The sequence below is a fragment of the Thomasclavelia saccharogumia DSM 17460 genome, from assembly GCF_000686665.1.
In the GTDB taxonomy this organism is placed as follows: Bacteria; Bacillota_I; Bacilli_A; order Erysipelotrichales; family Coprobacillaceae; genus Thomasclavelia; species Thomasclavelia saccharogumia.
In genome coordinates this window covers 1-15,455 of sequence record NZ_JMLH01000068.1, presented here as the reverse complement: position 1 = coordinate 15,455, position 15,455 = coordinate 1, and the positions used below count along the sequence as shown (strand labels likewise).

Annotated in this window: 14 protein-coding genes; all 14 read right to left on the bottom strand. The window is 31.5% G+C overall.

Annotated elements, in window-relative coordinates:
• A partial coding sequence (locus tag BR82_RS15830; protein ID WP_027090418.1) for an alpha/beta hydrolase fold domain-containing protein occupies window positions 1-446 on the bottom strand: 446 nt, incomplete at its 3' end.
• Window positions 447-493: 47 nt separating this feature from the next.
• Window positions 494-718, bottom strand: coding sequence for a hypothetical protein (locus BR82_RS17755; protein ID WP_027090417.1), 225 nt, complete (start codon window positions 716-718; stop codon window positions 494-496).
• 447 nt (window positions 719-1,165) lie between these two features.
• Window positions 1,166-2,500 (bottom strand): MATE family efflux transporter, encoded by a 1,335-nt coding sequence (locus BR82_RS0112180; RefSeq protein WP_027090416.1) that lies wholly within the window; start codon window positions 2,498-2,500, stop codon window positions 1,166-1,168.
• Window positions 2,493-2,921, bottom strand: coding sequence for a MarR family winged helix-turn-helix transcriptional regulator (locus BR82_RS0112175; RefSeq protein WP_027090415.1), 429 nt, complete (start codon window positions 2,919-2,921; stop codon window positions 2,493-2,495). The genes BR82_RS0112180 and BR82_RS0112175 overlap by 8 nt, the downstream gene beginning before the upstream one ends.
• Before the next feature lie 107 nt (window positions 2,922-3,028).
• Window positions 3,029-4,468 carry a proline--tRNA ligase gene (gene proS, locus BR82_RS0112170; protein WP_027090414.1) on the bottom strand — a complete coding sequence of 480 codons (1,440 nt, stop codon included), beginning with the start codon at window positions 4,466-4,468 and terminating at the stop codon, window positions 3,029-3,031.
• Window positions 4,469-4,521: 53 nt separating this feature from the next.
• A complete protein-coding gene (locus tag BR82_RS0112165) occupies window positions 4,522-7,554 on the bottom strand; it encodes an AAA family ATPase (RefSeq protein WP_027090413.1) in 3,033 nt (1,010 codons plus the stop codon).
• Window positions 7,544-8,671, bottom strand: a complete 1,128-nt coding sequence (locus tag BR82_RS0112160) for an exonuclease SbcCD subunit D (RefSeq protein ID WP_027090412.1) — start codon at window positions 8,669-8,671, stop codon at window positions 7,544-7,546. Before BR82_RS0112160 ends, BR82_RS0112165 begins: the two co-directional genes overlap by 11 nt.
• A gap of 11 nt (window positions 8,672-8,682) precedes the next feature.
• Entirely contained in the window at window positions 8,683-9,087 is a 405-nt protein-coding gene (locus BR82_RS0112155) for a GNAT family N-acetyltransferase (RefSeq protein ID WP_027090411.1), read from the bottom strand.
• Window positions 9,088-9,592: 505 nt separating this feature from the next.
• Complete coding sequence (locus BR82_RS0112150; protein WP_027090410.1) at window positions 9,593-10,090, bottom strand: shikimate kinase; 498 nt, start codon at window positions 10,088-10,090, stop codon at window positions 9,593-9,595.
• Window positions 10,091-10,099: 9 nt separating this feature from the next.
• Window positions 10,100-11,218: a prephenate dehydratase gene (gene pheA, locus BR82_RS0112145; protein ID WP_027090409.1), complete on the bottom strand. Its 1,119-nt coding sequence runs from the start codon at window positions 11,216-11,218 to the stop codon at window positions 10,100-10,102.
• Window positions 11,219-11,220: 2 nt separating this feature from the next.
• On the bottom strand, window positions 11,221-12,288 hold the full coding sequence (gene aroC, locus BR82_RS0112140) for a chorismate synthase (RefSeq protein ID WP_027090408.1): 1,068 nt from the start codon (window positions 12,286-12,288) through the stop codon (window positions 11,221-11,223).
• A complete protein-coding gene (gene aroA / locus BR82_RS0112135) occupies window positions 12,266-13,546 on the bottom strand; it encodes a 3-phosphoshikimate 1-carboxyvinyltransferase (RefSeq protein ID WP_027090407.1) in 1,281 nt (426 codons plus the stop codon). The genes aroC and aroA overlap by 23 nt, the downstream gene beginning before the upstream one ends.
• A gap of 1 nt (window position 13,547) precedes the next feature.
• Complete coding sequence (aroB, locus tag BR82_RS0112130; RefSeq protein WP_027090406.1) at window positions 13,548-14,606, bottom strand: 3-dehydroquinate synthase; 1,059 nt, start codon at window positions 14,604-14,606, stop codon at window positions 13,548-13,550.
• 24 nt (window positions 14,607-14,630) lie between these two features.
• Window positions 14,631-15,455: 3-deoxy-7-phosphoheptulonate synthase (gene aroF / locus BR82_RS0112125; protein ID WP_027090405.1), on the bottom strand; the 825-nt coding region annotated here is incomplete at its 5' end.

Below are 15,455 nucleotides of genomic sequence, written 5' to 3'. Positions count from 1 at the left end.
ATAATTTTATTTATATCAATTTTTAAATAATCAGCATTTTCTATAATCCATTTATATGCACTAAAACAATCATTCAAGGGAATTGGATATTTATATTTAGGTGCAAGGCGATAATCTACATATATAACTTTGCAATGACACTTATCTGCAAATATTGAACAAAGATGATAATGACTAGAATATCCTTTAAAAACAAATCCTCCTCCATGAATATATAAAATCACTTTATCAGTTTTTATATTTATAGGATTGAAAATATATAAATCTATATTCTTTTTATCATCCGTTTTCATTTTTTTTCGTATTATTTTTACATCTCCACTACTTTTTAACAACTTTGGGGTTATACCCAATATTAAAGAAGACATTGGAAATATCAATTTATTAAATGGAGGTGAAAAATGGGCAAATAATCCAAAGTCTTTACTTATATCATATTTTTTCATAGTCGTACCTCCACAAATTCTAATTTATCACTCATCCTACAAACTAACTATTTAGCATTTTTTATCTTGTAATTCATTAAATATCTACTTAAATTTCTATATAGAAAAATCGATATTTCCTGATGATACTTTTTAAATAAATTATCTAGACAATCATAAATTTCAAAATCTTGATTAATTCCTTCAAAAGCAATCATCGGATTACAAAAATTTTTTACAGCAACACCATATCTACAAATTATCCCATGCATACTTTGTAATCGTGAAGCCATGTACTCGATTTATACCATGTCATAAAAAGTATTTCTTTTGTATTACATTGTCCATATCCATCAGCCAAAACTTTTGATGCTAAAATACATCATCCCATTGTAATTAAATAAGATTTAATCACGAACAAAACTATATATCTGCTTAATACGATGATTCCCATCAAAATTTTTCCACTTTCTATTACTTATCAACCATTGTATATTCGTCGCCAAATCACTCCATTAATATTTCCTAACAATTTGTTCATTTCATTATAAATAATTATAACATGAATATATATTACATTCATTCCAAGTTTAAAATAATCAAAGTATACTATATATTTCTATCCAGCCTTTACATAAAGATCTGCCTGATCCTTGAATCTTAAATTAATATTTTAACTAAACAAAAAGGTCATTTAAATTGACCTCTTTAATTCTATATTGATCTATAGTTATGTTTTACTAAAATAATTTCTTTATTGCTTTGACAAACAAACAAATCGTTATTACAAACGCACTAAGATCAGCAATCGGTACTGCCATAAAAATACCATCTAAACCAATAACAGCAGCTAAAAGCAATATCATCGGAATCAAAATAATGACTTGCCGTAATAAATTCAAGACACTAGCCACCTTGATTTTACCAATACATTGAAAATAATTAGCCATGATGATCTGCGCTCCCAATAATGGTAAACAAGCAAACCAGATCCTAATTGCTTTAACGCCAAGTTCAACTATATCTTTTTCACTATTAAACATCTTAATGATCGTTTCAGGAAAAATCTCAACCGCTAAAAAACCTGTAACCGCAATGATCGTTCCACCAATAACTGCATATTTTAAAGTTTCTTTCACTCGATCATATTTTGCAGCACCATAATTATAACTTACTAATGGCTGTTGTCCCTGCATCAGCCCCGTTAAAGGCATTTGACAAATAGTTTGAAAACTCGTGATGATCCCTACTGCCGAAATCGCGATATCACTGCCATACCTACCTAAAGTACTATTCAAAATAAAGTTTAAAACACTATTTGCCATCTGCATTAAAAACGCAGGAATTCCTGTTTTTATGATATCTAATACATAATTCACCTTTAATTTTAAACAATCTAAATCCAGCTTAATTAATGATCGGTTCGAACATAAATAACAAAGCTGCCAGATCATACTTAAAAATTGTCCCCCAATCGTAGCAATAGCCGCTCCATGCATTCCCATATGTAATTTCATAATTAAAATATAATCAAATAAAATATTAAACCCAGCACCAATCAACTGGGAAATCATTGCATTTTTAGGATTACCTTGAGCTCGTGAAAAATTATTACCACACATTGCGACACACTGAAAAACAGCTCCATATAATACAATCGATAAATAATCTCTAGCATGACTCATAACTTTATCACTAGCCCCTAAAATTCTTAAAATCGGGTCAATAAAAACATTTCCAAAAATCGTGAAAATCAAGCCAAAAATAATCGTTAACACAACGGCATTTCCTTGGTAGATTCTTGCTTTTTCAGGTTCTTTTTTACCTAGTGAGATACTAAAACGCGTAGCCCCGCCTACTCCTACCATTAAAGAAATCGCCATTAAAACTAATGTAATCGGATAACTGATCGTTATCCCGGCAATACCGATTGCTCCCAAATCAGGAGCATTACCAATAAACATTCGATCAACAACATTATATATGGCATTGACCAGCATCCCAATTATGGCTGGAACACTAAATTCTACTAATAATGGCAAGATTTTTTTAGTTCCCATTCTTTCATCATTCATTGATTTTCCCTCCACCAATATTATTCTTTATAATTTCCAGCATTCTTCTAAGTTCAGTTTGCTCCTCTTTAGACAAACCAGCAACAATTTCATGATCCTTTTTATTAAAGACACGATCGACCTGCCTTTGTTTTTCTAGTCCCGCTTCAGTTATCCCGATCAAACAATATCTTTTATCATCAGGAGCCTGAATTCGCTTGATCAAATTTTTACTTTCCATGCGCTTCAATAGTCTTGTTACCGCGCTTTTATCAATTTCTAATTTTTTGATAATATCTTCCTGGTAAAGTTCATGTTTTTTATTGAACATCAATAAAACAGCACCCTCACTGCCAGTTAAATTATATTGTTTCAATCTTTGATTACTATCATTACGATTTAATATTGCTAACTGATTGATTACTTTGCCTAATCTTTCCATGATCACACCTCTAATAATTGACATATCAACTATTATATTCAAATTAATTGATATGTCAACTATAAATAAAAAACAGTTTCACTTTTAAAGCAAAACTGTTTGATCTTCTAATAAGCTTTAGCAAAATATACAACCTTTTTAGCTGGTTTACCACAAATTGGACAAACATCACCAAATGGCTTTTCCTCTTCTTTAATACAACGGCTAGTAGCTCCTGTGTCTTCTTTAATCTTAACCTCACAGTTTTCATCGCCACACCACATCATTTTGATGTAACCACCCTTAGTATCTAGAATTTCTTTAAATTCATCATAGCTATTAGCTTGACGAATATTTTTATCACGATGTTTTAAAGCCTTTTGATACATTTCTTCATGAATCGTATCTAATAACTGCTTAACTGTATTTTCAAGATTTTCATCTAATGGATATGTTTCCTTGGTTCCATCATTTCTTTTAGCAATGACACAAGCATTATTAGCAATATCTTTAGGACCAATTTCAAGTCTTAATGGAATCCCGCGCATTTCAGCTTCAGAAAACTTCCATCCTGGTGTCTTATCACTAGCATCAACTTTAACTTTAATTCCTGCATCTTTCAATCTTTGCTGCAACTCATAAGCCTTATCTAAAACACCATCTTTTTGCTGCTGAATCGGTATGATCATCACTTGGATCGGTGCTACTCGTGGTGGTAAAACTAACCCATTATTATCACCATGAACCATAATGATGGCCCCTAGTAATCTTGTTGAAACACCCCAAGATGTCTGATAAACATATTCTAATTTATTTTCCTTTGATAAAAATTTCATATCAAAAGCTTTCGCAAAACCTTGCCCAAAATAATGACTAGTCCCTGACTGTAACGCTTTACCATCATGCATCAAAGCTTCGATCGTGTATGTTTCCAACGCCCCAGCAAACTTTTCACGTTCTGTTTTACGACCTGTTACCATTGGAATCGCTAATAAGTTTTTAGCTGTATCTTCATAAATATCTAACATTTGTAAAGTTTCAGCCCGCGCTTCTGCTTCACTAGCATGAATCGTATGACCTTCCTGCCATAAAAACTCTGATCCTCTTAAAAACGGACGGGTTGTTTTTTCCCAGCGCACTACTGAACACCATTGATTATATAATTTAGGCAGATCACGATAAGAGTTTACTACTTTAGCGTAGTGCTCACAAAATAGGGTCTCTGAAGTTGGACGGATGATTAGATTTTCTTCTAAATCATCTAATCCCCCCTTTGTTACAATTGCACATTCTGGCGCAAATCCTTCAACATGATCTGATTCTTTTTGTAATAATGATTGTGGAATAAGCATCGGCATATAAACGTTTTCATGTCCAGTTTCTTTAAAACGTTTATCCATATATTGTTGAATTGCTTCCCACATTGCATAACTGTATGGCCGATAAATGATAAAGCCTTTAACACTGCTGTAATCCATTAATTCAGCTTTTTTACATACATCTGTATACCATTGAGCAAAGTCATCCTCCATTGCACATATTGCATCATTTTTTTTATTATTTGCCATCATATCTCCTCATTTCATTATAATCTTTGTTTATTTTACTATTTATGTCTGGATTATTCAATAGAAATATAAGTTTCTTTATTTCCTTTAGAAAGAACGATCTTATGATCGATACGCTCTTTTAGTTCACTTACATGAGAAATTATTCCAATCAATTTACCATCCTGCTGTAAATCAATCAAACAATTGATTGCCTGATCCAATGACTGACTGTCTAAAGAACCAAACCCTTCATCAACAAATAGAGTATTAAGTTCGATGCCCCCAGCAAAACTTTGAATCATCTTTGATAATCCCAAAGCTAACGATAAAGCCGCTTTAAATGATTCGCCCCCTGATAAAGTCTTAACATCTCTAAACATCCCGCTTTCTAAGTCTAAAACATCCAGCTCTAAACCTTGCTTTCCAGCACCTTTAGAACGATTATCACGGCGATATAACTGATATCTGCCTTGAGACATTCTTTTTAACAAAATATTTGCATAAGCTAAAATATTTTCAAAATAAGCAGCTAAAACATAGCGTTCAAATGAGATCCGATATTCGTTTTTACCAGAAGTTATCTCGCTTAATTCTAAGTAGCGCTGATAATTTTCATAATTATCATTTAACTGTTTATCAATTTCTTTAATATTTTCAATTGTTTTACTCATCATCATTAGTTTAGCTTTTTGTTTATTTAATGAATCTTGTAAGCCTTCTAATTCTTTTTTGAGAATCATTGTCTTTTCTTCTATTTTAGAAGTATCGACATATTTTGTATTTTCTAATTCTTTCTTTAATTCACTGATTTGATTTTGCAATGTCGTCTTATTGATCAAATAATCATTATATTCTTTTTCTTTATCATTTAATAATACTATTTGTGGTAATAATTCAATAAAATGATCTTCATTATCGAATAATTGTTTTAACTGTTCAAGATAAATATTTGATTTATCTTGATAATTATTTTTTTCTTCCTGTAACTGCTTAACTAATACCTGGTCATTAGTTTCTAATTGAATCTGTTTTTCTTTTAAATAACGATAATTTTTTTCAAGTGTCGTTATTAAGACATCTAGATCCTGAAGCTGTTTTTCATCATCATTGATCATTTGATTAATTTTTGACTCGGTCAATTGCTTTAAATGATCTAAAGAAGCTATTTTCCCTACTAATTGATTTAATTGATCATTATAATTACTAAGCAGATCATTATCATCAGTTATCTTTATTTCAACTTCTTTTAGATCTTTTAAATGGTTATCTAAAGTAGTTTTTAGCTTATTCAAATAAATAATTTCATTATCCATTTCTTTAGCTTCTTTCAACAAACTACATTCCTTAATATTGATTACTCCTAATTCCTTAATAAAGACCTCTTTTCCTAATTCCTCATCAATATCAAGACGTTTTGAATCAGACTCTAATTTACTTTTCAACAAAGAAATTTCCTGCTGTTTTAACATCAAAGCATTATAAAGATCATTACGTTGTTCTTGGCATTTATCAAAACTATGCTTAGCTCGTTTTAAATCATCATGATAAACAATATCTTTATCAAAACTAGCAATATGGGGATGATGCAACGATCCACAGACTGGACAAGGCTCGTTTTCTTTAAGTCCACTAGCTAAGATTCCAGCTTGGCTCAAACGAAAACGATGTTCGATCATATCATAATTTTGCTTTTCCTTTAAATAAATTTCTTCAACTCTTTGAAATTCTTCTTTTAAATCATATCCCTGATCTTCAGTCAACAATAATTTATCATAATCTTCACTTAAACGATGTAATTCTAATTTATGCTGATGTAACTTTTGGTACTCTTGATTGACTAACTCATAGTTACTTTTTAATTTATCTAATTTAGAGATGCTGGCACTATCTGTATCAATCAGCTTTTGATACTTATTTTGTTTATCTTCTAAACCTACTAATCTGCTTTTAATAATTCTGATCTGTTTATTTAATCTCGTTTGGATAGCTAGATCATTTTGATAATCTTTATAAATTTGTTTTAATTCTTTATTTTTTTGTAATTCAATCGTTAGTGTTGCTTTTTTTTCTTGATATTTAGCAATATCTAAATATTCCTTTTCCTTATCAGCCAATTCTTTTTTAGTCTTTATCAAAAGTTTTTGACTATCATCCCTAGCAGTCAATAATTTATCTACTTTTTTCTTACTTGAAAGCATTTCTTGATAAGTATTTTGTAAACTCATGGCTTTTTTCAACAATAAGATATTCTCTTTTAGCTTTTGATAATATTCCTGATTATTTGAATAATCATCTAATTTAAACTGTAATTCATCTAAATGTTTGATTCTTTGATTATTCAATAATGTTATATTCAACTCTTGCTTGATCTGATGATACTCTTCAAACTTCGTTTGATAAATCAATTCGTTATCCTTTACTTCTTTTTCATACATCTTTAAATAAGCTTCATCATCAAGATTTGTCGGTTCGATCTTTAAACTATCTTTTAACATCTCTCTTTGCTTAAATAATAAATCATATTTATTTCGATATTCTTTGACCTGTTCTTTTAATTTTTCTTCCAGGTACACTAAATCATCCGTTTTAAACAAGTTTCTTAAAACTTTTTCCCGCTCATCACTACCCGCATAAATAAGTTTAGTAAATTCCCCTTGAGCAATCATGACGATCTGTTTAAACTGTTTTTCATCAATTCCTAAAATTTCTTTTATCTTAGCATTTACTTCCTTGACGCCATCAACAACTTTTCCATCTGGCAAAGTTAATAAAGCCGTTGGCATTTTAGGCGTTTTTCGACCTTCTAATAAATACTTAGGCGAGCGCTTGATCAGATAGTGTTTGCCATGCAAAGTAAAATCTAATTCCACATATGTAAAAACATCATTATCAGCTTTATCACTCCGAAATTGTTCACTGCTTCTTTCACTACCGCTTGAAACCCCGTATAAAGCAAAGGTTATAGCATCAAAGATCATTGTCTTTCCTGAGCCGGTAGGTCCGGTAATTAGAAATAATCCATCTTGTTTAAAGGTTTCAAAATCGATTTTGACAACATTTCGATATGGTCCAAAAGCTGACATTGTAAGGGTATTAGGCAACATGATCATCTTCCCCTTTCATTATTTTAGTTATTATTGCTTTAGATTTATCATCGATTGGCACACCTTTTATTTTTTGATAAAACTGCGCAAATAGTTCTAATGAGGACAATTTTTCAAATCCCTGATCAGCTTTAGTATTATTTTTTATTTGCTGACTAATTAAATTAGGATAAGTTATTTGTAAAACATTAGTAAATTTTGTTCGTAAATAATCGATGGCATTAGGAACGATCATTGTATCTAATAACTCAACTGCAATAAAATCATGATGATTATCTTCTAAATTCATTATTTCATCAAATGACCCCGAGAATTTAATTAGATTCTGTTTAGGCTTTAGTGCTACTAATTTAAATGATACTTTTTTATCAACGATCGTAACATCGACAATACTTTTTTGCTGTAACACTTCATCAAAAGAATACCGCATTAAACTACCACTATAACGAATTGTTTCTTTTGCAATCTTTTGCGGCGCATGAATATGTCCCAAAGCTACATAATCAAACGGTTCCACTAAAGAAACATCAATTATTTCACTTCCCCCAACACTTAAAACCACTTCACTTTCACTACGCACAACTTCTTTATTACCAGCGATAAACTGATGCGTTATTAATACATTCGTTGCTTTAAAATCAAAATTCTGTCTTTTTAAATATGCTTCAAAAGCATCTTGATAAGTAATTATATTTTCATCTTCAAACAAATAGCGATAATAAGAAGGTTTAAAAAAAGGTAATAAATAAAAATTTACCCCATCAATAATGATCGGCTTCATTTCCTTTTGTAAATGAGCCTCGATATATAACCCCTCATGTTTTAATAAGCCGCTAGCAAAGCTTAATCTTGCAGCACTGTCATGATTTCCAGCAATCATTAAAACCTTTTTATGATGTTTTAAAATTAACGATGACAAAAAATCATTTAATACTTCAACTGCCTCGTTGCTAGGCACACTGCGATCATAAATATCGCCAGCCATAATTAAAACATCAATTTCATTTTCAACTAGATAATTAGTTATCTGCTTCAACAAATCAGCCTGAATTTCTAATAAATTCTGTTGAAAAAGCAGTTTTCCTAAATGAATATCACTAATATGAACAAATCTCATTATCTATCTCCTTATAACTCTATGATATAAATTTCTTTTTCGCTTTCACCAGCAGCAAAATTCTTTCTTAATTTTTTAGGAACTGCAGCTGTTTCTAAATATTGTGCTTTTAATTTTAAAATTGTTTTTTTAGAAGCAGTATTATCAGGTGAACAAGTTATTATCAGTTCCTTAAACCCTAATAATGATGCTTCTTTTCTTAATAATTGTGTAGCTTGAAAAGCATAACCATGTCCTTGATATTCTTTTTCAACCGTATATCCAATATGACCATCATAATAACGTTCTTCTTTCGTCCCTTCACGTAAAACAATCTTTCCGACAGCTTTATCATCAACGATCATGGCATAGATATAATACGGCTTCCATCCTTTAGGTAAGTTTTTATCAACATACTCTTCTTTTACCAATTTCACTTTAATCACCTTGTCTAACATTATATCATAAATTTTATCTTTGTTTAAACTTCAATTCATAAAGTAAAAATTTTATAAATAAAGACCTGTTTTCTATTTCAATAAAACTAGCTATATTTTAAAAACATAATTTTTAACAAGTTCATAGTTCAAAAAATATGTCAACAAAATCTATCTTTTGACCCTGTGTCATTTTCTTTGATTATAAATACTTTTTATTTTTATAAAAAAGAACCAGTCAATAAACCTGATTCTATTTTACTTTTAATTTTGTATTTGATTTTACAAATCTGCAATCTGAAATAATAATTATTTCATACTATGTTATGCTTAATACACTTTTTAAACTTTTGCTAATAAAAAATATCGTTTTAAATTCTATATTAACAAAATCACAAAAAACAAACTTTTAGACTTATCTTAAAATCGTCTATAAGTATATTTAAAGTAATATAAGGAGTAAAAAGTATGGCTTTTACCATACTTTTTATCAACTTAAAAGTTATTAAATATAATTTTTTAAGATTTCAATTAAATTATTGGTAACATTCTCTAACGTATCATCGTTAATAAAATGAATATCACAAGCATCTAAATATAACTGATACCTTTGTTTATTTAAGTCATATAATTTTTGTGGTCCATCTTTTAATAGCGGTCTAGTTGAAGTTTCAACATCTTTACAAATATCATCAATCGATCGATCAATATAAACAATAACTCCATTTTCTTTTAAATATTGAATATTCAAAGGATTTAAAACAACACCGCCTCCCGTAGAGATAATATGACCTTCTAACTTAGCCATATCTTTACAACCATCAGTTTCATTTTCTCTAAAATAAGTTTCACCGATTTTAAACATTTCGGGAATTGTTTGCTGGTGTTTTTCTACAATATATTCATCAATATCAATAACCGGACGCTTTAATTTTTTAGCTAAAAGCGCAGCAATCGTTGTTTTACCACAGCCCATGATGCCAATCAATACAATATTTCTCATCTGAATACCTCAGGCATGACGATAATTTCCTAAAACTCTTAGTGTTAAACAATTAGCTTTTAATTGTTCTAAAGCTAATTTTACATTATCATCATGTAAACTGCCTTCAAAATCGATATAAAAATAATATTGCCAGTGTTTATCTTTGATTGGTCGTGATTCAATTCTAGATAGGTTTATTTGATGATCTTTAATAACTTTTAAAATCGAATAAAGGGCTCCAGCTTTATGTTGTAAAGTAAAAACAATACTAACACAATTAGTATCTTCATGATCCTCTAACTGTTTTGAAAAAACGATAAAACGCGTATTATTACTTTCTTCGTTATGAATATTTTCTTGTAAGACTTCTAAATCGTATAACTTAGCAGCCATTTTTGAAGCAATAGCTGCTAAATGATGATCATTACTTTCGCTAACAAACTTTGCTGCTGCTGCCGTATTAGAAAAATTTTGCGGTTTTATATTTGGATATTTCTTTAAAAAATCCGTTGATTGAGCAATTCCCTGGGGATGACTATATACATATTCAAGTTCTTCTACTTTAGAACCTTTGATTCCTAAAAGATGTTGCGTGACACCAACACTATGTTCACCAACGATATAAAAATCATAATCTCTTACTAAATCATAATTATCATTAATTGCGCCAGTTGAAGAATTTTCTAAAGGAACGATGCCATAATCAATTTCATCATTCTTTAAAGCATCATAAACGTCTTGAAAATGTTCATAATTAATATTATCAACATCACCAAAATACTCTAATAACGCTTGATGAGCAAAAGCACCTGGTACTCCAGCATATCCAACTTTAATATTTTCAGTTTTAGGTTTAGTTAATTGATACGTATCTTTCAAAGGGATAAAACTAGCCTGATAACTTTTTCCAATATCCATGACATCTTGAATAAAATTACGAGCATAGTCTTCTAAATTAGGATTGGTAATACGATCAGCATTTTTTTCAATTACCGCTTTTTCACGTTGTGGCTGAAATATTTCCATATCATGAGCTAATTTGTAAGTTACTACATCTTTACTGACCTGCATTCTTTGTTCAAAAAGTTTGATCAACTGTTGATCGATTTCATCAATTTCTTTACGACATTGTTCTAAATCTTTCATAATTACCTCACTAAATCAAGTATTGTTAAAGCAGCCATAGCTTCAACGACAACTGTTGCTCTAAAAACAATACATGGATCATGGCGTCCATGAATTTCCAAAATTGTATTTTGATGATTCTTGATATCAATTGTTTCTTGTGGCTTAGAAATTGAAGGAGTTGGCTTGATTCCCACATTAAAAACTATCGGCATGCCATTGCTGATTCCACCTGTGATACCCCCGTTATTATTTGTCTTCGTCTTTACAACATCACCATCATAATAATAACAATCATTAGCTTCGCTACCATACATCTCACTAATTAAATCATTACCAAAAGCAACTGATTTGACAGCAGGAATCGAAAATAGAAGACTTGACAGATGACTTTCAATCGAATCAAAGAATGGTTCCCCTAATCCAGCCTCTAATCCAACAACTGCACACTCAATTTTTCCTCCTACTGAATCTTGATTCATTCGTGCTTGATCAATAATTTCTACAAATTGATCATACACAGCTTGATTCAAGACAGGATACTGCTGACCCTTCAAATATTTCAATGTATCATAAGACAAACGCATATCAAAATAATCATCATACTTATTTTTAATACTTAAAATATGGGCACCAACATAAATTCCTTTTTGTGCTAAGATCTGTTTTGCAACAGCACCAGCAAATACGATTGGAGCTGTGATCCGACCCGAAAAATGTCCCCCGCCACGAACATCATTAAAGCCTTTGTATTTCACAAAAGCTGGATAATCACTATGACCAGGTCGCATTTTTTCTTTTAATAAAGAATAATCTTTAGAATGCTGATCACTATTATAGATCATCGCACATAACGGTGCTCCAGTAATAATATCGTCCTGGATACCACTCATTATTTCTACTTTATCAGCTTCTTTCCTAGCTGTTGACATTTTATTTTGACCAGGAGCCCGCCGCTTCATTTCTTTAGCAACTTCTTCCATATCAAGTTTAATTCCACTAGGAAGATTACCTAAAACAACACCAATAGCTTTACCATGTGATTCGCCAAAAATTGTAATTTCGATTTTATTTTTCCACGTTGATGACATCAATAATTCCTCCTAATGACTGATAATCTTCCCAAAAACTAGGATAAGATTTTTCTACACATTCCATATTATCGATAATGATTGCATGCTTGCATCTTGTTGCAGCTATTGCCAGCATCATCGCAATGCGATGATCATTATAACTTGAACAATTTCCACCCTCAAACTCATTTATACCCTCAATGATCATGCCTTCAGATAATTCTGTTACCATTCCACCTAATTCATTGATTTGAGAGCTTGTTGCTTCAATTCGATCACATTCTTTAATTCTTAACCGCTTAGCGTTAACGACCTCACTTTTACCTTTAGCTAAAGCTAAAGCTACGCAGACAACAGGAATAACATCCGGACATTGACTAGCATCAACTGTCGCAGCTACCAGTTCTTGAGCAGTTACTTTGATTCCCTCATCAACAACATCAACTGTTGCTTTCATTGCTTTTAAAATATCTAATGTTGCTTTATCCCCCTGTAATGAATCTAAGTTTAAATCTTTTAAAACTACATCATTACCAATTGCTCCAGCAACAAGATAAAAAGCTGCCTGAGAAAAATCTGCTTCAACGCGATAATCGTGAGCGCTATATTCTTGATTACCTCTGACAATAAAGCTTTTATAATTATTGTTGATAATTTTTATCCCATATTGATCTAACATTTGCAAAGTCAAATCAATATAGCCTTTAGATTCTAATGGTGAAGTTATTTCGATGATCGAATCACCTTTTAAAAGCGGTAAAGCAAATAGTAAGCCAGTAATAAACTGTGAAGAAATATTACCTGGGATCAAATAATGATCAGGTTTTAATTTCCCTATCACATATAGATCTAAAACATCTTTTTTATATATATAACCAATATTTTGGCGCTCAAAAATTTCATAAAATGTATCTAAAGGTCTTTTTCCTAAATTTCCGCGACCAATAAAATGAACTCTATTTTCCGCAACGATTGAAATTGGTACCATAAATCTAAGTGTCGAACCAGATTCCTCACAATCGATCTCACTATTTTGTTTTGTGTACGTAGTCGTTCCATCAATGATCAAATAATCATCATACTCTTCAATTTTAGTTCCTAATGATTTCATAGCTTTGATCGTTGCTTGAATATCTTTTGAATATTCAATATTATCGATACGACTAACTCCTTTAGCCAAACTAGCACAAATGATTGCACGATGTGCTAATGATTTTGACGGTGGCACTTGAACCGTTCCCTGTAATTTAGCTGGTGTTATTTTTACTGCTGTCATTTTAAACCCTATCCTTTGTTTGAATTAATGAAAGATCACTTTGATAAACATAACTATTACCAATTTCTTTTAATAATACTAATGATAATTTTTTATTAATATTTTTCTTATCAAGACTGATTGCCCCTACTAGATCACTTGTTTTTAAATCGCTATGAGTAGGTAAATTATATTTAAGACAGATCGCTTCGATTATATCACTAGTCCCCTCAGGTGATAAACCTTTTTCTTCAGCAATTTTTGTTAATTGAACCATTCCGATTGCAACAGCCTCACCATGAGAATATGTCTGATAATGATAATACTGTTCAATCGCATGTCCTAATGTGTGACCAAAGTTTAATAATAGGCGATCACCAAAATCAAACTGATCACGTTCTACGACATCGCGCTTAATATCAACACAACGATAAATTATCTCATCAATATCTTGATAAAGTTCATCAAAATTCTGATAATTATTTAATTTATCAAATAAAGCCCGATCTTTAATACAACCATATTTAATTACTTCCCCCATCCCATCATTAATAAAGCGTTTAGGTAAAGTCTTTAACGTATTTGGGTCAATTAAAACCATCTTAGGATGATAAAAAGCCCCAATAAGATTTTTGCCCTCTGGCAGATCTACCGCCACTTTTCCCCCTACAGATGAATCTACCTGTGCTAAAAGCGACGTTGGAATTTGGACAAGCTTGACCCCTCTTAAATAAGAGGCTGCTACAAATCCCGCTAGATCACCAATTACGCCACCACCTAAAGCAATGATCAAATCAGTTCTTGTTAGTTTAAAATCCAACAAAGCTTTATATAGCGATGGTAAAATATCAAACCGTTTAGACTGTTCACCATGTAAAACTGTTACATGCTCCACGATAAAATCTTTATTCAAGACATTAGTTAAAAGATCCCCATAATAGCTATATACCTGATCATCGGAAATGATCATGATTTTATTCCCCTGATAAATTTGTTTAATATATTTATCAGCCTGACTCAAAATCCCCTTTTCAATATAAATTGGATAACTATTATCCTTTAACGCAACTGTCAAATCCATCGCTATATCTCCTCCTAAAATTTATTATACTTTCTTACCTACAACTTCAGCTATCTTACTGATTTGTTTTAATAACTTCTCATATTTCTCTGGTCTCAATGATTGTGGTCCATCACACAACGCCTTTTCAGGATCATTATGCACTTCTATCATCAATCCATCTGCTCCACCTGCTACTGATGCTTTTGCCATCGGTTCCACTAACCACCATTTCCCTCCGGCGTGACTTGGATCGATTATGATCGGTAAATGTGTCAGTTTCTTCACTACCGGGATCGCTTGTAGATCTAATGTGTTTCTTGTATAGCTTTCAAATGTTCTGATCCCTCTTTCACATAATATTACGTTTGGATTCCCGCTGGCCATGATATATTCTGCCGACATGATCCATTCTTCAAATGTCGCACTTAATCCTCTTTTTAATAAAATCGGTTTTTTTGTCCCTGCTCCTACTTTCTTTAATAAATCAAAGTTTTGCATATTTCTTGCTCCGATTTGAATCAAATCTACTTTTTCATTAAATTCGTCAAGATACTGTGCATCCATTAATTCTGAACAGATTGGCAGACCTGTTGCTTTTTTAGCAGCTACCAAAATATCCAGTCCTGAAGAACCCATTCCCTGAAATGCATATGGTGAGGTTCTTGGTTTGAAAGCTCCACCACGTAAAATATTAGCTCCGGCTGCTTTTACAGCTTTAGCAACTTCAATTACCTGTTCTTCACTTTCTACCGAACAAGGTCCTGCGATCAACGCTAGATTTTCACCACCGACTTTAACTCCTGATACATCGATGATCGTATCATCTGGATGAAATGCCCGGTTTGCTAGTTTATAAGGCTCTGATAC